The organism is Streptomyces sp. NPDC021100 (assembly GCF_044333095.1).
GTDB lineage: Bacteria > Actinomycetota > Actinomycetes > Streptomycetales > Streptomycetaceae > Streptomyces.
The window spans coordinates 40,600-58,403 of sequence record NZ_JBIRQH010000012.1; the positions used below are offsets into that span (position 1 = coordinate 40,600).

The following is a 17,804-nucleotide window of genomic DNA, read 5'->3' on the forward strand; positions in this document are numbered from 1 at the left end:
CGTGTACCTCGCGGACAGCCGTACGTCCCCGGCGAGCACCGCGTCCGCCGATCCGCCCGAACGCCCCGGCCGGGGACGGCGGTACGCCGCCGTCCCCGGCACGGTGCTCGTGCTGGGGACCGTCAGCCTGATCACCGACGTCTCCTCGGAGATGGTCACCGCCGTCCTGCCGCTCTACCTCGTGGCCGGACTGGGGCTCTCCCCGCTCGGGTTCGGCCTCCTGGACGGCGTCTACAACGGGGTCAGCGCCCTCGTCCGGCTCCTCGGCGGCGGCCTCGCCGACCGGGGCGCGGGGCCCAAGGCCGTGGCCGCCGCCGGCTACGGCCTGTCGGCGCTCTGCAAGCCCCTGCTGCTCGTGGCGCACACCGTGCCGCTGATCGGCGCGGTCCTCGCCGCCGACCGTACCGGCAAGGGGCTGCGCACGGCGCCGCGCGACGCCATGATCTCGCTGGCCTGCGAACCGGCCGGGCGGGGGCGGGCGTTCGGCGCGCACCGGGCGATGGACACGGCCGGCGCGCTGCTCGGCCCGGTGGCGGCGTTCCTCATCCTCCGGGTCGCGGCCGGCGGTTACGACGCGGTGTTCACCGTGAGCGGGTGCACAGCGGCTCTCGGAGTGCTCGTCCTGCTGCTGTTCGTCCCGGGACGCTCCGGTACGCCGGAGCGGGCGTCCGACCGTACGGCGCGCAGGGCACCCCGCACGCCGGTGCGTGCGCTGCTGCAACGGTCTGCGGTCCGCCGACTGGCGTTGTGCGCGGCGCTGTTGGGGCTGACGACGGTCAGCGACTCGTTCCTCTATCTGACGCTGCAACGCCGTCTGGACCTGTCGGAGTCCTGGTTCCCGCTGCTGCCGCTGGGCACGGCGGCGGCCTTCCTGCTGCTGGCGGTTCCGGTGGGCATCCTGGCCGACCGATTCGGTCGCCGGCTGTGCTTCCTCTGCGGCCATCTGGCGCTGCTGGGTGCGTATGTGCTGCTCGTCGCGCCGCTCGGGGACTCCCCCGCGCTCGCCGGGGCGGTGCTCGTGCTGCACGGCTCCTTCTACGCGGCCACGGACGGTGTCCTCGCGGCGGCGACGGCCGACGCCGTGCCCGAGGCGGTGCGCGGCAGCGGTCTGGCCGTGGTGCAGACCGGTCAGGCGGGGGCCCGGTTCGTCTGCTCGATCGCGTTCGGCGCGGCCTGGACCGCCTGGGGTGACCGTACGGCGCTGGGCCTGGCGGCCGTCGGGCTGGCCGTCTCGGCGCTGGCGAGCGCGCGCCTGCTGCGTGCCGGCGCGCCGGACGGCCTCAATCGCACGCGGGAGGGAGTCCGTTGAGGCGCGCACACCGGATCGTCGTGCTGTTCGTCGCGGTTCTCCTCCTGGGCGGTGTGGCCCTCGGCGCGACCCTGCACGCGGCGGACCGCGCCGCGGAGAAGGACCGCGTCCAGGCCGGCGGCCCCGAGGTGCGCTCCGGTGAGGTGGTCCTCGGGACGCCGGGCCGCGCGGTGTTCCGGAACATGGCGTGGGGGCCGCACCGGGACGAGCTCACCTCGGTGGCCGAGGCGGACCCGTCCGGTCCACGCACCGCCTCGGGCGTGCGGTGCCTGCGGTTCCACTCCGACGCGGGCACCGGCATCTGCCTCCAGGCGGTGCGCGGGGCGCTCCGGGACGGCTACCGCGCCGTCGTGCTGGACGCGCGCCTGCGGGAGGTCCGGCGGTACGCCCTGGCGGGCGTCCCCAGCCGGGCCCGGGTGGCGCCCGGCGGGCGGGTCGTGGCGTGGACGGTCTTCGTCAGCGGCGACTCGTACGCCGGCAGCTCCTTCTCGACCCGTACGTCGGTCCTGGACCTCCGGTCGGGGAGCCTGGACCGCAGTCTGGAGACGTACCGTTTCCTCGTGGACGGCAGGGAGCACCGGGCGGCCGACCTCAACGTCTGGGGCGTCACCTTCGCCGACGACGACCACTTCTACGCCACGGTCGCCACCGGCGGCCGGACCCACCTCGTCCGCGGCGACCGCGCGGCGAAGACCCTGCGCTCCCTGCACACCAACGTGGAGTGCCCGTCACTCTCCCCCGACGGCACCCGCGTCGCCTACAAGAAGCGCGTCGCGGGTGCGTCGTCGGACGCGCCCTGGCGGCTCTACGTACTCGATCTGCGCACCTTGCGGGAGACCGCGACGGCAGAAAGGCGGAACATCGACGATCAGGCCGTCTGGCGGGACGGGCACACCCTCGTGTACTCGCTGCCCGGCGACTACGGCTCCGACCTGTGGACGGTGCCGGCCGACGGGTCCGGACGGCCGCGGACGCTGATGGAGGCGGCCCTGGCACCGGCGTTCACGCCGGCGCCGCGGGGGTGACACGGGCGCGGGAGGGGACGCTCCTCTTCGGGCCTCCGGGCAACGCTCAGGCCGCGGGCGCCAGTTCGACGCGGCCGAAGAGGAGGGCGTAGCCCCGGGGCAGTTGGGCGAGGATGCGGCCGGTGAGCTCCTCCCCGGCCGTCCCGGCGAGTTCGGTGAGGACGGTTCCGGTGGCCCACCGGGCGGACGGCGGCGCGGTGTCGAGGGCGGCGGCGACGGCCTCGACGAACCCGGGGGCGGTCAGCGGCTGGGTGAGCGGGATGCTGCCCGCCAGGACCGCGCCGGCCTCGGGGGGCAGGAGCGCCGCGAGTTCGCAGCGTTCCTCACCGGTGACGTGCCCGCCCAGGACGGCCAGGACGGCCCGCAGGACGTCCTCCGCCTCCTCGTCGGTGGCGTACCGGCCGGCGGCGCGTATCCGCCGCACGAGGTCGTGCCAGGTCATGCGTTCCGATTCCTTCCTGCTCGCGGTCCTGTTCACGGTCCTGTCCACAGTGCTGCTCACGGTCCTGCTCACGATCGGGGCCCGGTGGCGGCACCACCCCGGGCGGTCCGGCGGTCGGGCGGTCACACCTCCCCCGGGCGGCCGAAGAGGAGGTCGTAACCCGGCGGGAGCTGTAGCAGGACCCGCCGCATCAGATCGGCGTCGACGGCCTCGGCCACCACGCTGAGCACGGCGCCGGTGTCCCACAGGGCCGTCTCCTCGGTCGCCCCCTCGATCCAGGCCGCCGCCGCCCGGACGAACCGCTCCGCGCTCAGCGGTTCGGCGGCCGGCAGCGGGTTGAGGAGGATCAGGGCGTAGGTCTCGGGCAGCCTGGCGGCCAGCCGGTTCCGTTCCTCCCCCACGAGGTGCGCGCCGAGCAGTGCGAGGACGACCCGGGCCGCCCGGTCCGCCTCCTGCCGCGACGCGTACGCGCCCCGTTCCCGGACCGCCTCCAGGAACGCGTCGTTCCTCATGTGCGTCACCGCCGCCTCCTCGGGTGCGCGCCCGGCGGGCGGGTCGGCCCCGCCCGCCGCGCGCTGTACGCGGTGCTTCCGGTTCAGCCGCTGATCCGCGTTCAGCCGCTGATCTGCTTGGGCTGCTCCCCGCCGGAGATGGTGATCTTGCGGGGCTTGGCGCGCTCGGCGATCGGAATGCGCAGGGTCAGCACGCCCGCCTCGTAGTCGGCCTTGATGCGCTCGGTGTCGAGCGTGTCGGCGAGCATCAGCTGGCGGGAGAAGACGCCCAGCGGCCGCTCGGAGAGCTCCATCTGCACGGAGTCCGCCTTCACTACCGGCCGCCGTTCGGCCTTGACGGTCAGCATGTTCCGCTCGACGTCGATGTCGATGGCGTCCGTGGAGACGCCGGGGAGGTCCAGCGCGATCACGTAGTCGTCGCCCTCGCGGTAGGCGTCCATCGGCATCGGGGACGGCCTCGACCACGTACCGGACGTCCCCAGGAGCTGCTGGGTGAGCCGGTCGAGCTCGCGGAACGGGTCGGTGCGCATCAACATCGGGAAACACCTCCACTGGTTCGGGCACTCGCCAATGCGCTTCACCTGTTTCCGTTGTAGCATGTCATCGGAACGATGACAACCGAGATGTCGTCGCAAGGGTGACATCCGGAGGGAGACCCAGTGTCCGAACCAGCCGACCGCCCCGAAGCGTCCCCGGCCCCCGGGCCGGCCTCGCTCCTGGCCGCCGCCGCGGCCCTCAGCACCATCGACCGGGCCGTGCGCGGCGCCGGAGCGGCGGCGCGGGAGGACGGGGGCGCGGACGATCCGACCGCCGGGGCGACCCGTGTGGAACAGGCCCTGGCCACGCTCCTGCTACTGCGCGAGGTACGCCACCAGCTCGCCGAATGGGAGCCCGGCCTCATCGAAGCGGCCCGGGACGCGGGCGCCAGCTGGGCCGAGCTCGCCCGCCCGCTCGGCGTGACCAGCCGCCAGGCGGCCGAGCGCCGCTATCTGCGGCTCCGCCCCGACGTCACGGGGGCCACCGGCGAGGAACGGGTGAAGGCCACCCGCGACCGCCGCGCGGCCGAGCGCACCATCACCGCCTGGGCCCGTGACAACGCGGCCGACCTGCGGCGGCTCGCCGGCCAGATCACGTCCCTGCCCGGCCTCCCCGCCGAGGCCGCCGCCCCCATAGACCACCTGTCCCGCGCCCTGGCCCAGGACGACGCGGCCCACCTCGTCGGGCCCCTGGCCGACACCCGTCCGCATCTGCGCGCGGACCACCCGGATCTCGCCGCGCGCGTGGACGCGGTCGCCCGGCACACGAACCGGCTGCGCCAGGACAGCGATGTACGCCGCCGGCAGCCGGACTGACGGGGCTCGTCACCGCCGAGACGGCGGCCGGCGTGCGCGTGAGCACTCGCGCCTGGCCGGGCGGCTCGGAGAGCCACCGGACCCACCGGCTCCGGGGCCCGTTGGGCGGATCTCCGCGGGCTCCCACCACCTGGCAGGCCCCGACTCCCCACGTCTGGCAGGCACGGGCTCCCGACGCCCGGCAGGCGCCGACCCCCACACCCGTCAGGCACGGGCTCCCGACGCCCGGCGGGCAGCGGGCAGCGGGCAGCGGGCAGCGGGCAGCGGGCAGCGGGCAGCGGGTCCCAACGCCCGGCGGGCCGGCATCCTCAACCGCCTCGTCAGGCGCGGTCGGAGGCGCCCGGTACAGGGGCGGCCTTCCGCGCGCGATCGCACCCGCCGGACGCGGCTCGCCGCTCCCCGAAGACCCGCCGGACGGCCCCCGCTAGCGCCCCAGCTCCTTCCGCGACACCCGGCGCAGCCGCTTGCGCTGCGCGGGGTCGAGCAGGAGGTACGCGCCGACCGGCACGCCCACCATCACCAGTACCGCCAGCCAGAAGGGCAGCACCAGCAGGAGGAGCGCTCCCACCGCCACGCCACCGGCGGCGACCTTCGCCCTGCGGCTCATCTCCGTGCCTCCTCGCGCTCTCGGACCCACGCTCTCGGACCCGTGCCCCGAACCGACGCTCCAGCCTCGCGCTCCGACCGGTTTCCACGTCTTTCCACGTCGCCCGCACAACGCCCGGCGTCCGCGCCCGGTTCCCGCCTCCAGTGTGCTCCCGGCCCGGCGATCCGGCGCCTGCGCCGACGGGCCCGGCCGCCCGCCCTGTACCCTCGGCGGCCCCCGCCCGCACCGCAACGCCCAGCCCCGAGGAACGCACCGCTCCGTGACCCCACCGCCCGCCCCGACGGCCGCCGAGGCCGCCCTCCTCGCCCGCTGCTCTGCCGCCTTCCTGCCCGCCGAGCCGCCCGGCGCGGGCCGCGTGGCCTTCTGGCGGCCGGACGGGACGGCGCCCGAGGCGCGCGGGCCCGTGGAGGCGATCACCGTCGGTGCCGGTGCGGCCCCGGCGGAGGTGAGCGCCCTGGTCCTGCCCGTGCGCGCCGCCCTGCCCGCCCTCACCCGCGCCCGCGCGGCCGACGCCGGCGGGGCAGCCGCCTTCTGGGGCGCCGCCGCCGTCCTCGCCCTGCAACTGGCGGCGCGCGGGCGCCTGTTCCCGGGGACGGGCGACACCGCGCCCCTCGCACCCGAGGACCTCCGGCGCGTCCGCGACCTGGCGGCCGCGATGCCGCCCGCCGCGGGCCCGTTCCCCGCGCCCGAACCGGAGCGGCTGGTCCTCGCCTTCCTCGGCGCCGTCGCCGACGGCCTGCCCCGCTCCCCCGCCGCCGTACCCACATCGCGTCACCGGCCGGCTTCCGGCCCACCGAGCCCGGAGCCCGCGCAGGAGCCCGCGCAGGAGCCCGCGCCGGAGGCCGCCGCCACGCCCGTCCGGCTCTCCCTCCGCGTCGAGGCCCACGGCCTGACGGCGACCGGTGACCGCGACTCCGGCCCGCGCCTCCGGGCCGTCCTCCAGGTGCACGACCTCGCCGACCCGGCGCTGGTCGCCGACGCTGCCGAAGTGTGGTCCGGCGCGCCTCCGGCCGCGTCCCCGCACGGCCCGGGCGCCCGGGCCGGCGCCCGGCTCGCCCTCCGCCGCGCCGCCCGCGCCTGGCCCGCCCTGAAGCCGCTGCTCTCGGCCGCCGCACCCGACGCCCTCGACCTGACCGACGCGGAGACCGTCGAACTCCTGGGCCCCGCCGCCACGGCGCTGGACGCCGTCGGCGTCGAGGTGCACTGGCCGCGCGAACTCGCCCGCACCCTCACCGCGCACGCCGTCGTCGGCCCCCCGGAGAACCCCGAGGACGCCACCGGCGTCACCGGCGTCACCGGCAGCGCAAAGGACACCGGGAGAACCGGGAGCACCGCCGGACCGTCCCTCCCGGACCGGCGCCCGGCCGGGCCGCCCGCCTTCTCCTCCGGCGCCCTGCTGGAGTTCCGCTGGCGTCACGCCCTCGCCGGCGCGGAGCTGAGCCGCGCCGACCTCGACCGGCTCGCCGAGGCCCGCCGCCCGGTGGTGCGGCTGCGGGAAGGGTGGGTGCTGGTCGACCCGGCCGCCGTCCGCCGCGCCCGCGAGCGGCGCTCGCGCACGGTCACCCCGGTCGAGGCCCTGGGCATCGCCCTCACCGGCCGGGCCGCGGCCGGAGAGGACCCCGACGAGACGGTGGAGGTCCGCCCGGTGGGCAGGCTGGCGGCCCTCCGGGACCTGATCGCCGACCCCGGCGCCGTCCGGGAGCCGGTGCCCCATCCCGCCGGCCTCGCCGCCACCCTGCGCGACCACCAGCTCCACGGCCTCGCCTGGCTGGACCGCATGACCTCGCTCGGTCTCGGCTGCTGCCTGGCCGACGACATGGGGCTGGGCAAGACCGTCACCCTCATCGCCCTGCACCTGCGCCGCCGCGCCCGGTCCGGGACGGCGGGCCCGACGCTCGTCGTCTGCCCGGCCTCCGTCCTGGGCAACTGGCAGCGGGAGATCGAACGTTTCGCCCCCGGTATTCCCGTCCGCCGCTTCCACGGCACGTCCCGCTCCCTGGCCAGTCTGTCGGCCGACGAGTTCGTGCTCACGACGTACGGCACGGTGCGGCGGTCCGCCGACGGCCTCAAGGGCGACGACCTCCAGGGCACCGAGTGGGGCCTGGTGGTCGCCGACGAGGCCCAGCACGTCAAGAACCCGCACTCCGCCACCGCCCGCCGGCTGCGCGCCGTCCCCGGGCAGGCGCGCGTCGCGCTCACCGGCACGCCCGTGGAGAACGACCTCACCGAGCTCTGGGCCATCCTCGACTGGACGACGCCGGGCCTCCTCGGCCCGCTGGACGCGTTCCGCCGGCGCCACGCCCGGGCCGTCGAGTCCGGCACCGACCCGGACGCGGCCCGGCGCCTCGCCGCGCTCGTCCGCCCGTTCCTGCTGCGCCGCCGCAAGTCCGACCCGGGCATCGCGCCCGAGCTCCCGCCCAAGGCGGAGACCGACCGCGTCGCACCGCTGACGCCCGAACAGGCCGGGCTGTACGAGGCCGTGGTGCGCGAACGGCTCGCCGAGATCACGGAGGCGGACGGCCTCCGGCGGCGCGGGCTGGTCGTCAGGCTCCTGACGAGCCTGAAGCAGATCTGCAACCACCCGGCCCAGTTCCTCAAGGAGGACAACGAGAACGAAGGGGACGAAGAGTACGCAGCACCGCGCCTCGCGGGCCGCTCGGGCAAGCTGGAGCTGCTGGACGGCCTGCTCGACTCCGCCCTCGCCGACGGCGCGAGCGTCCTGGTCTTCACCCAGTACGTACGGATGGCCCGCCTCCTCGAACGGCATCTCGCCGACCGCGGCGTGCCCGCGCGCCTTCTGCACGGCGGCACTCCCGTGGCCGGCCGGGACGAGCTCGTCCGGCGCTTCCAGAGCGGCGAACTACCGGTACTGCTCCTGTCGTTGCGGGCCGCCGGCACGGGTCTGAACCTCACCCGCGCCGAGCACGTCGTGCACTTCGACCGCTGGTGGAACCCCGCCGTCGAGGCCCAGGCCACCGACCGCGCCCACCGCATCGGCCAGACCCGTCCCGTCCGCGTGCACCGGCTGGTCACCGAAGGCACCGTCGAGGACCGCATCGCGGAACTGCTGCGCCGCAAACAGGCCCTGGCCGACGCCGTACTGACGGCCGGAGCCGACGGGGTGACCCCGCTGACGGAACTGACCGACGCGGAACTGGCGGACCTGGTGAGCCTGCGGAGCCGGCACCCCTGACGCGCCTTCAGGGCCCCGGAGCCGTCATCTGACCTCGTCGTCCTCCAGGTACACGGCGCCCTCCGGCCGCAGGGCCGCCGCCTCGACGGCGGCCGTGACGAGTGCGGGGACCGGCGTCCCCGTACCGTCCACCGGCTCGCCCGGAGCCCACCACAGGGCGTCCAGGGCCTCGTCCTCCTGCAGGCGGAGGCCGGCGAGCCGCTCGGCGGGCACGTCCATGGCGAACACGAAGTGGAGGGCGTCGGAGGTCCGCCGCAGCGGGCCGAACCAGGTGCCGGGCCGCGCGTGCCGGACGAGCAGCAACCGTCCGGCCGTACCACGGAGACCCGTCTCCTCCCACACTTCCCGCACCGCCGCCTCCTTGGGCGTCTCCCCCGGCTCCACGCGGCCGCCGGGCAGGGTCCACACGCCCGCGCGGGCGTGGAGCAGCAGGAGCACACGGCCGTCGTCCCGGCGGATCACCCCCCATGCGCCGGCCCCGAACCGCGCCCTGTAGTCCGGGCCGGCCGCCGGCCCCCCGGTGCGTTCCGCCGTTCCCATCCGTCCGCCCCTCCCGTCGTCCGGTCACGGTTCCGTCGCCCTCGTCTCCGTCCCGGTCGGGGCGGCCGGCGGACCGGGTCCGCGCCCACGGTAACGGCGGACGGCGAGGGGCGCGGCCGTTCGCAGGGACCGGTGTGTGTGATGCGCCGCCGACGGCCGGCGGGGCGCGCGCCGCTCCGTGTGCCCCCGAGCGGCCGGGAGCGGCGGGCTCAGCGGACGCCCACCGCCGACACCCCGCCGGGCAGCCCGGTCGGCAGGGCCGTCGGGAGCGCGGTGGGCAGGCGAGGGAGCCGGGTCGGGAAGGCGGTGGGGAGTTCCGTGGGGAAGCCCGAGGGCAGCAGGCCGGACGGGAGGCTCGTGGGCAGCCGGCTCGGGAGGGCGGTCGGGAGGTCCCCGGGCAGGGAGGGGAGCGCGGAGGCGCGGGCCGTCGGGGTGGCGTCCGGTGCGGGGTGGTCGCGGTCGTCCTTCGAGACCAGGGCGACCGTGAGGCCGACGCCGCCCACCAGCAGTCCGACGAGCACGCCGACGACGAGCCACCGCCGGCGCGGGCCGCCGCCCTCGCCGCCCCCCGGCCCCGACGGCGGCCACCCCGGCGGCGCGGGGCCGAACGCACCGGGAGGCGGGCGGTCGCGGGGCGGCTGGGGCGGGGTGGTCATGCGTCCAGCGTCCTCCGCCGGGCGCCACCGCCACCCGGGGGTGACAGGACTGTCACACGGTCCGCGCGGGAGCATGACATTCCGTCATACGGCGCAGGCCCGGGCCCGCGTGGCGGAGCCCACCGTACCGACGATCCGACCGTACGATTTTCCGGATGACGGTCGATATGCACCAGAATGTCTCAGCGGCGAAGGCGCGGGCCGCCCGCCTCCTGCTGGCCTTCCGGCACGGCAACCAGCGCGCCTTCGACGACGGCCTGCCCGGCGACATGGCGGCGGACGAGGCCCGGTACCTCGTCGCGGCCCTCGTCTGGATCGCCAACGAGGCGGTCCGCAAGGTGTACCAGCCCGGCGTCGCCGACCGGGTGCTGCGGCACCTCGCCGGCCGGTCGCCGGACGAGCCCGGCTGGGTCCGGACGGACGAGGAGGCGGCGCCCGATGTCGCGTTGCTGCTGGAATCGGTGTGGCGGGAGGACCCGGACGCGGTCCGCGAGCTCGTCCGGACCACGCCCGACACCACGTTCCTGCTCGGCAAGCTCCTCCACGCCGTGGCCCTGCTGCTGCCCCGGGTGCCGGCGGAGGCGTTCCGCCACGTGCTCAGCGAGCTGCGCGGAGGAACGCCTCCAGACCCGCCAGATCGTCCGTGTTGAGGTGGTCGACGCCGGCCGCCAGCAGCTCCCGCCACACCGCTTCCCGCGCCGGACCGGGCAGGTCGGGCGTCGCCCAGAACCGCACCCGCCGATGCTCGGCGTGCGCCCGCCGGACGATCCTCCGCAGCGTCGCCCGTTCCTCGGCGGGCATCGGCCCCACCCCCTGCCAGCGGAAGTTCTGCCCCCAGTTGTCGCTGACGAGCGGGAGGAACGAGGCGGGCGCCGCGGTACCGAGGTCCGTCAACCGCCCGTCGTAGAAGGCGTACCGCACCCGTTCCGCCTCCATCGGCCCGCGGGCCGCGCGGTCGCCGGAGACCACGGCCGTCACCGCGCCGGGCCGCACCCGGCCGTCCGCGCAGCCGGCGAGCATCTCCCGGTAGCGGTGCAGTTCCCGCGACAGGGCGCGGTACGTGGCGTCGCCCGCGGACTTGATGTCGATCAGCAGTTGCAGCGACGTGTCGTAACCCCGGTACACCCGCCCGCCGTTGGCCCGGACGCGGCGCAGCAGCGGGTCGAGGTAGAGCGCGGCGAGGGTGCGGCGGGGGTCGAGGCCGGCGGGGTCGTGGGCGACGAGGAGCTTGTCGCCGACGAGCCAGATGTCGGCCTCGACGCTGCCGAAGCCGTGGGAGAGGGCGTCGGCGAGGGGGTGCGGGTGCTCGTAGTCGTTGTGGGCGTGCGCGCGGCGCAGGGGCGGCGGGGTGTGTCTGCCGCGCGCGGTGCCGGCGAGGGCGGGTGGGGCGACGGTGCCCGCGAGGGCGGCGCCCAGGGTGACGACGACGGCGCGGCGGGTGTGGCGCGACGGTCCGGGGCGGCCGGAGACGGACGGGGTCACGGTCCCTCCAGGGGAGCGGGAGTTCGGGGAACGCGCACGCGGACCGTGCGCGGGATACGCCTGTGCTGCGCGTGTTGCTGTCAGTGAAGTATCGGGGCCCGAAGGGCTGTTCGGCAGGGACGTGCCGAGAGTTGCCGGGTTCGACGCCGGTGCTTTCGCCGCCGTTCTTCCGGGGCAGGGATAGGGCCCCTTGTGGTGTGGTGCAGTCGACGGGTCTTCAGGGGTGACGGTGATGAGACGCGGATGCCGCGTGCGCGCGGTGCTGACGGGGCTGGTGGCATGGGTGTCCCTGGTCGCGGGGGCCGGCGGGGCCACCGCGTGGGCCGGGCCTGACGGAGGGAGCGGCGCGCCGGACGCCCTGTCGCTGGGCGCTCCGGCGGCGGTGGCGCCCGGCGTGGGCTACCGGGAGTTCTCGCTGAGGGGAAGTCACGGGCCCGCGCACGGGCACCTGCTGACCGTGGACCTGCGGGAGAGGCGGGTCTCCGTCGACCTGCTCTACCCGGGGGTGGTCGGGGCGCGGGACGGCGTCTCCCGGCTGGCGGACCGGCAGGGCGCCGTCGGCGGGGTGAACGGGGACTTCTTCAACATCGCGGAGGAGCAGCATCCCGGAGTCGACGCGACCGGCGCGCCCGTGGGCCCCGCCGTGGCCGGCGGCCGGGCGCTGAAGTCCGCGGTCCCGGACGGCCAGCGCTTCGGCCCGGCGATGCCGCGCGGGGTCACCACCGAGGACGTCCTCGCGGTGGGCACCGACCGGGTGGCGCGCCTGGACCGGCTGCGGTTCGAGGGGGTGGTCCGGTCCGGGGGCGACGAGCTGGAGCTGAGCGGCTTCAACCAGTACGCGCTGCCGGTCGGCGGCGTCGGCGCGTACACCCCGGACTGGGGCCCGGCGTCCCGGCTGCGCGCCACCTGCGGCACCGACACCGACCGCGGCGCGCCGTGCAGCCGGACGACGACGGAGGTCACGGTCCGGAACGGCCGGGTGGCGGCGGTCTCCCACCGGCCCGGCAAGGGCGCGGTCCCCCGGGGTTCCGTGGTGTTGCTGGGCCGGGACGGCGGGGCCCGGGACCTGAACCGGCTGGAGGTCGGCGACCGGGTGGAGGTGTCGAAGCGGCTGCGCTCACGGGAGTCCGGGGCGGTGCGCTTCGCGCTGGGCGGCTTCCCGATCCTGCGGGACGGCCGCGCGCCCGGCGGGCTGGACGCCACGACGGCCGCGGTGCGCACGGCGGCGGGGGTGGCCGACCACGGCCGGCGCCTCTATCTGCTGGCGCTGGACGGCCGGGCCGAGTACCGCGCCGGGCTGACCCTGGCCGAGCTGGCGGCCGCCCTGCGGAAGCTGGGCGCGGTCGACGCGTTCAACCTGGACGGCGGCGGGTCGAGCACCCTGGTCACCCGGGGCTCCGGGGGGCGCGCGGCGGTGCGCAACCACCCGTCGGGCGGGGCGGAGCGGGCGGTGCCGAACGGGATCGGTGTCTTCGTCGGATAAGCCCCCGGAGCAGCACCGAGGCGCCGTCCACACCGGACGGCGCCTCGGTACCGCGGTGCAGCGCCGATGCGACGCTGCCCCGCCACCCGGAGTCAGGGCCGCACGCTGGCGACCAGGTCGGCGGTCGCGGTGATGCCGTGCGAGATCGTCGGGGCGATGCTGGTGCTCGCCAGCATGAACCCGAGCAGGACGCACACCAGCGCGTGGGACGCCCGCAGGCCCCCGTTGCGCAGGAACACCACGGCCAGAATCACGAGAAGCAGGATCACGGAGATGGAAACGGCCATGGTTGCCTCCTCGGCGGAGCTTCGGTCGTCCGCAAGTCTCGCGTATCGCGCCATGTGCCCTGGCATGGCACATGTCCTCCCTTCGGGTGACAAACTCCCGATCGGGTCAGTGGGTGGTCCGAGCCACGCCACGGGACGGGTGACGTCCCGTGTCTACGTTCCAGGGGTGTTCGACGGGCGTGCGGCCCCGGGCCTGCCTAGGCTGACGGAATGAGCCGCACAGTCCGGGAGCGCGGGCGCACCGCGGTGGAGCAGGAACCGGCGCGCGACGCCGGCGGGCGGGGCGCGGAGGAAGCCGGACCGGCTCCCGGCCACCCGCTGCGCCGGGTGCCGGGCGGCTTCGCCCTCTTCTTCGGCCTGCTCGGCGTGTTCTGCGCGCTCACCTCGCTGATCCCCCCGCTGCGGCGCGCGGCGCACCCGCTGACGAACGCCCTGGACACCCTCACCGTGCCCACGGCGCCCAACCTGGCGTACGCGGTGTTCCTGCTGCTGCTCGCCACCGCGACGGCCGCCCGCAAGCGGCCCGCGCTCTGGTTCGTCCTCGCCTATCTGACGCTGCTGGTGCTGGCGGACGCGCTGCTGCTCGCCGTCGGCTACTGGGACACGGTCCCGTCGCTGGTCCTGTCGCTGGCCGCGATGGCCCTGCTCGTCCTGGCGCGCCGCGAGTTCTACGCGCAGGTGCGCCGGGGCGCGTTCGTCCGGGCCTTGCTGGTGCTGGTGGCCGGGCTCGCGGTGGGCACGCTGGTGGGCTGGGGGCTGGTGGAGCTGTTCCCCGGGTCGCTGGAGCGCGGCGGCGGGAACCGGCTGCTGTTCGTGGCCAACAAGGTGTGCGGCGGGCTGGTCAGCAACCGGCACTTCGCCGGGCACCCGCCGCACCCGGTGTACTTCCTGCTCGGCCTGTTCGGCGCGCTGGCGCTGCTCAACGCGACGATGACGCTGTTCCGCTCGCAGCGCCTCGAGGCCGCGCTGCACGGCGACGAGGAGCCGCGCATCCGCGCCCTGCTCGCCCGGTACGGCGGCCGGGACTCGCTGGGCTACTTCGCGACGCGCCGGGACAAGGCCGTCGTCTTCTCCCCCAGCGGCAAGGCCGCCGTCACCTACCGGGTGGAGGCGGGCGTCTGCCTGGCCTCCGGCGACCCGCTGGGCGATCCGGAGGCGTGGACTCCGGCCATCGACGCCTGGCTGGAGCTGGCCGGACGGTACGGGTGGCAGCCGGCGGTGATGGGCGCCGGGGAGGAGGGCGCCCAGGCGTACGCCCGCTCCGGCCTGGGCGCCCTCCAGCTCGGCGACGAGGCGATCCTCCAAGTGGCCTCGTTCGACCTGGAGGGCCGGGAGATGCGGGTGACCCGGCAGGCCGTCAACCGGGTGGAGCGCACCGGCGCGTCCGTCCGCGTACGGCGGCACGCCACGCTCTCCGACGAGGAGATGCGCGAGGTCATCCGGCGCGCGGACGCCTGGCGGGACACCGAGACCGAGCGCGGCTTCTCGATGGCCCTGGGGCGGCTGGGCGACCCGGCGGACGGGGACTGCCTGCTGGTCGAGGCGTTCGACAGCGAGGGGCGGATGATCGCCCTGCTGTCCTTCGTGCCCTGGGGGCGGGACGGGGTCTCCCTCGACGTGATGCGGCGCGACCGGGCGGCGCCCAACGGCGTCATGGAGTTCATGGTGGCGCGGCTGTGCGCGCAGGCCGGCCGGTTCGGGATCAAGCGGATCTCCCTCAACTTCGCCGTGTTCCGCTCGGCGTTCGAGGAGGGCGCCCGGATCGGCGCGGGGCCGGTGCTCCGGCTGTGGCGCAGGCTGCTGCTGTTCTTCTCCAAGTGGTGGCAGCTCGAAGCGCTCTACCGGTCGAACGTCAAGTACAACCCCGAGTGGCATCCGCGCTTCCTCTGCTACGCGGACGCCGGCGCCCTCGCCCGGATCGGGCTGGCCTCGGGCATCGCCGAGGGCTTCGTCTCGGTGCCCAGCCTGGGGCAGCTGTGGGGCCGGGGACGGGCGCGCGGCATGGCCAGCCCGGCGTCGACGGCCGGGCTGCCGCCGCTGTCCGAACTGGGCCTCGGCCCGGAGGCCGGCGGCGACCTGGTCCTGGACGAGCTGGAGCGGCTGCCCGAGCAGGTGCGGGTGCGCCGCCGCAAGCTGGAGCGGCTCCGCCGGGAGGGCGTCGACCCGTACCCGCCGGACGCCCACCGGACGCACACGGCCGCCGCCGTCCACGCGGCGCACGCGGGGCTCGCGCCCGGCGCGCGCACCGGGGAACGGGCGGCCGTGGCGGGCCGCGTGATGCTCCTGCGCAACCACGGCGGAATCGCCTTCGCCGTGCTCCGCGACTGGTCCGGCGACCTCCAGCTCACCGTCACCCGGGACGGCTCGGGTCCGGAGCTGCTGCGCCGCTTCGCCCGGCTCGACCTCGGCGACCACATCGAGGCGGAGGGCGAGATCGGCACCACCGACCGCGGCGAGCTCACCCTCTTCGTCACCCGGGCCCGGCTGATCGCCAAGTGCCTGCGCCCGCTGCCCGACAAGCGGCACGGCCTCAGCGACCCGGAGGCCCGGGTGCGGATGCGCTACGTGGACCTCGCCGTGTCGCCGGACGCCCGGCGCACGGTACGGGCACGCAGCGCGGCCGTACAGGCGCTGCGCGCGGGGCTGCTGGAGCGGGGCTACCTGGAGGTGGAGACGCCCATGCTCCAGCAGGTGCACGGCGGCGCGAACGCCCGCCCGTTCACCACCCACATCAACGCCTACGACCTGGACCTGTACCTGCGCATCGCCCCCGAGCTCTACCTGAAGCGGCTGTGCGTGGGCGGCCTGGAGAAGGTCTTCGAGCTGGGCCGCACCTTCCGCAACGAGGGCGTCTCCTACAAGCACAACCCCGAGTTCACCATGCTGGAGGCGTACCAGGCGTTCGCCGACTACGACGTGATGCTGGACCTGACGCGGGAGCTGATCCAGGAGGCGGCGGTCGCGGCGCACGGCACGGCGGTGGCCGTGCGCACCGAGGAGTCCGGGAAGACCGTCCGGCACGACATCTCCGGGGTGTGGCCGGTGCGGACGGTGTACGGCGCGCTCTCGGAGGCCCTCGGCGAGGAGGTGTCCGCGGACACCCCCGAGGCGGAGCTGCGGCGGCACTGCGACGCGGCGGGGGTGCCGCACCGGCCGGAACAGGGGCGCGGGGACGTCGTCCTGGAGATGTACGAGCGGCTGGTCGAGGAGCGGACCACCCTGCCGGTCTTCTACAAGGACTTCCCCACCGACGTCTCCCCCCTCACCCGTCCCCACCGCGCGGACCCGCGGCTCGCCGAACGCTGGGACCTGGTCGCCTTCGGCACCGAACTAGGCACGGCCTACTCCGAGTTGACGGATCCGGTGGAGCAACGCAACCGCCTGACCGCGCAGTCACTGCTGGCGGCCGGCGGCGATCCCGAGGCGATGGAACTGGACGAGGACTTCCTGCGCGCCCTGGAGTACGCGATGCCGCCGACGGGCGGGCTGGGGATCGGGGTGGACCGGCTGGTGATGTTCCTGACGGGGCCGTCGATCCGGGAGACACTGCCGTTCCCGCTGGTGCGGCACCGGTGAGCGGGGGCCCGGGTGAGCGGGCCTGGGTGAGCGGGGCCCCCCGGCTAACCACGCACGCCGTAACGGACGAGCTCCCGCGCCAGCATGCCGCGGGCGTCGGCGAGTTCGGCGGCGATCCGCCGCTCCCTTCCGTCGTCCGCCGTCACGGCCGGCGGCAGGGGCTCTCCGTGCAGCAGGCAGGCGCGCCTCAGGTGGGTCGGGGGGTGGGTCGAGTCGACGGCGTGGCCCCGCAGGGCCCCGGCCCGGCGGCGGCGCTCGTACTCGTGCTCGGGGATGGTCTCGGCGTGCTCGGCCAGGCGCGCCCACAGCCCGTCCGCCCGGGCGGCCTCACCGCGCCCGGCGTCGCGCCGGCCCGTCCGGGCGGTGCCGGCCTCGCGGCGCAGGGCGGTGACCAGGGAGTCTCCGACCAGCAGCCGGTCCATGAAGCCCACGGCCGCCTCGGTGGAACCGGCCCTGGCCGCCGCGGCGTCGGCCAGGTACTCCGCCCGCTGGGTGGCCCGCAGCGTCAGGTGATCGAGCAGCGTGAGCAGACCCCGGACCAGCAGGCGTGGGACGAGCCCGAAGAGGTTCGCGGCCATTTCGGCGAGGGACGGGCGCGCGATCGGGGCGAGCATGTAGTGCCAGGTGGTCAGCGACCAGTAGGCGGTCGCCACCACGTGCCCGTGACGGATGTCCCCGTGGGCGTAGTGGCCGAGTTCGTGACCCAGGATGGCGATCCGCTGCTGCGGGGTGAGGGTCTCCCACAGCGGCAGGCCGAGCGTCAGCAGGCGACGGCCGCGCACTCCGTACGTCGTCACGCTCGCGTTGACGTCGGGGTCGATCGCGATCGCGTCCACGCCGCGGGTGCCGACCACGGCGGCGATCTCGTCGACGAGCGCGTACAGCTCGGGAGCGTCGGCGCGCCGCAGGACGGGGCCCTTCGCGGACAGCCCGGGAAACCGGGGTCTCAGTACCCACGCCAGCACCAGAAGGACCGGCCCCAGCACCATTCCGGCGCCGCCCAGGCCGACCAGGAGGAGCCAGACGCCCGCCACGACGAGGACGGCGGTCGTTCCGTGGACGGCGAGCGCGATCACCTGCGCGAGGACAGCGGAGGCGTCGCGCCGGGGCCGCAGCGGCCGGCCGGACGTCACCTCGGCGTGCAGCCGTTCGCCGTGCCGGCGGGCCAGCGCCCGCTGCGTCCGTTCCCGCCGGCCCGGCCGCTCCTCGGGCCGGGCCGGGTCCACGTTCCAGTCGCAGGCGGCGCACCAGGCGGTGAACCGTTCGTCGGCCCGGATCCCGGCCCCGCACTGCGGGCACGTCCCGGTCGTCCGTTCTGTGGTGTCGGGCACCGGTGTGTT

At 75.9% G+C, this 17,804-nt stretch carries 16 protein-coding genes; 7 read left to right on the top strand and 9 right to left on the bottom strand.

Translation table 11 applies throughout. The features are described 5' to 3' along the window. The first annotated feature begins 1 nt into the window (after position 1). Together ACH4PU_RS21645 and ACH4PU_RS21650 are read left to right on the top strand one after the other, a co-directional pair. A complete protein-coding gene (locus tag ACH4PU_RS21645; RefSeq protein ID WP_398274297.1) occupies positions 2 to 1,309 on the top strand; it encodes an MFS transporter in 1,308 nt (435 codons plus the stop codon). Next, positions 1,306 to 2,334 carry a TolB family protein gene (locus ACH4PU_RS21650; protein ID WP_398274300.1) on the top strand — a complete coding sequence of 343 codons (1,029 nt, stop codon included), beginning with the start codon at positions 1,306 to 1,308 and terminating at the stop codon, positions 2,332 to 2,334. Before ACH4PU_RS21645 ends, ACH4PU_RS21650 begins: the two co-directional genes overlap by 4 nt. A gap of 46 nt (positions 2,335 to 2,380) precedes the next feature. On the opposite strand, the gene ACH4PU_RS21655 is transcribed toward ACH4PU_RS21650, so the two are convergent. The 3 genes from ACH4PU_RS21655 to ACH4PU_RS21665 all read right to left on the bottom strand — a co-directional run bounded on the left by ACH4PU_RS21655 (position 2,381) and on the right by ACH4PU_RS21665 (position 3,824). Next, positions 2,381 to 2,776: a DUF2267 domain-containing protein gene (locus ACH4PU_RS21655; protein WP_398274303.1), complete on the bottom strand. Its 396-nt coding sequence runs from the start codon at positions 2,774 to 2,776 to the stop codon at positions 2,381 to 2,383. A gap of 122 nt (positions 2,777 to 2,898) precedes the next feature. Beyond that, entirely contained in the window at positions 2,899 to 3,288 is a 390-nt protein-coding gene (locus tag ACH4PU_RS21660) for a DUF2267 domain-containing protein (RefSeq protein WP_398274705.1), read from the bottom strand. Positions 3,289 to 3,389: 101 nt separating this feature from the next. After that, positions 3,390 to 3,824 (bottom strand): Hsp20/alpha crystallin family protein, encoded by a 435-nt coding sequence (locus ACH4PU_RS21665; RefSeq protein WP_398274306.1) that lies wholly within the window; start codon positions 3,822 to 3,824, stop codon positions 3,390 to 3,392. A 123-nt stretch (positions 3,825 to 3,947) separates the two neighbouring features. Here ACH4PU_RS21665 and ACH4PU_RS21670 point away from each other — a divergent pair, with 123 nt between their 5' ends. Next, a complete protein-coding gene (locus tag ACH4PU_RS21670; protein WP_398274309.1) occupies positions 3,948 to 4,640 on the top strand; it encodes a type III effector protein in 693 nt (230 codons plus the stop codon). Positions 4,641 to 5,064: 424 nt separating this feature from the next. On the opposite strand, the gene ACH4PU_RS21675 is transcribed toward ACH4PU_RS21670, so the two are convergent. After that, positions 5,065 to 5,247 carry a hypothetical protein gene (locus ACH4PU_RS21675; RefSeq protein ID WP_398274312.1) on the bottom strand — a complete coding sequence of 61 codons (183 nt, stop codon included), beginning with the start codon at positions 5,245 to 5,247 and terminating at the stop codon, positions 5,065 to 5,067. Positions 5,248 to 5,506: 259 nt separating this feature from the next. On the opposite strand from ACH4PU_RS21675, the gene ACH4PU_RS21680 reads away from it, so the two are divergent. Beyond that, a complete protein-coding gene (locus ACH4PU_RS21680) occupies positions 5,507 to 8,440 on the top strand; it encodes a DEAD/DEAH box helicase (RefSeq protein WP_398274315.1) in 2,934 nt (977 codons plus the stop codon). A gap of 24 nt (positions 8,441 to 8,464) precedes the next feature. Here ACH4PU_RS21680 and ACH4PU_RS21685 read toward each other — a convergent pair whose 3' ends face one another. Further along, complete coding sequence (locus ACH4PU_RS21685; protein WP_398274318.1) at positions 8,465 to 8,980, bottom strand: NUDIX hydrolase; 516 nt, start codon at positions 8,978 to 8,980, stop codon at positions 8,465 to 8,467. A 209-nt stretch (positions 8,981 to 9,189) separates the two neighbouring features. Then, positions 9,190 to 9,636, bottom strand: a complete 447-nt coding sequence (locus tag ACH4PU_RS21690) for a hypothetical protein (RefSeq protein WP_398274321.1) — start codon at positions 9,634 to 9,636, stop codon at positions 9,190 to 9,192. Between the two features lie 155 nt (positions 9,637 to 9,791). Between ACH4PU_RS21690 and ACH4PU_RS21695 the strand changes: the two genes are divergently transcribed. Then, on the top strand, positions 9,792 to 10,286 hold the full coding sequence (locus ACH4PU_RS21695) for a hypothetical protein (protein WP_398274324.1): 495 nt from the start codon (positions 9,792 to 9,794) through the stop codon (positions 10,284 to 10,286). On the opposite strand, the gene ACH4PU_RS21700 is transcribed toward ACH4PU_RS21695, so the two are convergent. Continuing rightward, positions 10,234 to 11,118: a phosphatidylinositol-specific phospholipase C/glycerophosphodiester phosphodiesterase family protein gene (locus tag ACH4PU_RS21700; protein WP_398274327.1), complete on the bottom strand. Its 885-nt coding sequence runs from the start codon at positions 11,116 to 11,118 to the stop codon at positions 10,234 to 10,236. The two genes, ACH4PU_RS21695 and ACH4PU_RS21700, sit on opposite strands and share 53 nt — an antisense overlap. Positions 11,119 to 11,350: 232 nt before the next feature. On the opposite strand from ACH4PU_RS21700, the gene ACH4PU_RS21705 reads away from it, so the two are divergent. Beyond that, on the top strand, positions 11,351 to 12,601 hold the full coding sequence (locus ACH4PU_RS21705; RefSeq protein ID WP_398274330.1) for a phosphodiester glycosidase family protein: 1,251 nt from the start codon (positions 11,351 to 11,353) through the stop codon (positions 12,599 to 12,601). A gap of 92 nt (positions 12,602 to 12,693) precedes the next feature. Here ACH4PU_RS21705 and ACH4PU_RS21710 read toward each other — a convergent pair whose 3' ends face one another. Then, positions 12,694 to 12,888, bottom strand: a complete 195-nt coding sequence (locus ACH4PU_RS21710) for a hypothetical protein (protein WP_004940230.1) — start codon at positions 12,886 to 12,888, stop codon at positions 12,694 to 12,696. 210 nt (positions 12,889 to 13,098) lie between these two features. Here ACH4PU_RS21710 and lysX point away from each other — a divergent pair, with 210 nt between their 5' ends. Next, complete coding sequence (gene lysX, locus ACH4PU_RS21715; RefSeq protein WP_398274333.1) at positions 13,099 to 16,464, top strand: bifunctional lysylphosphatidylglycerol synthetase/lysine--tRNA ligase LysX; 3,366 nt, start codon at positions 13,099 to 13,101, stop codon at positions 16,462 to 16,464. A 44-nt stretch (positions 16,465 to 16,508) separates the two neighbouring features. On the opposite strand, the gene ACH4PU_RS21720 is transcribed toward lysX, so the two are convergent. Continuing rightward, the gene (locus tag ACH4PU_RS21720; RefSeq protein ID WP_398274336.1) at positions 16,509 to 17,795 is read right to left on the bottom strand and encodes a M48 family metallopeptidase; all 1,287 of its coding nucleotides are present in this window, start codon (positions 17,793 to 17,795) and stop codon (positions 16,509 to 16,511) included. Positions 17,796 to 17,804 lie beyond the last annotated feature (9 nt).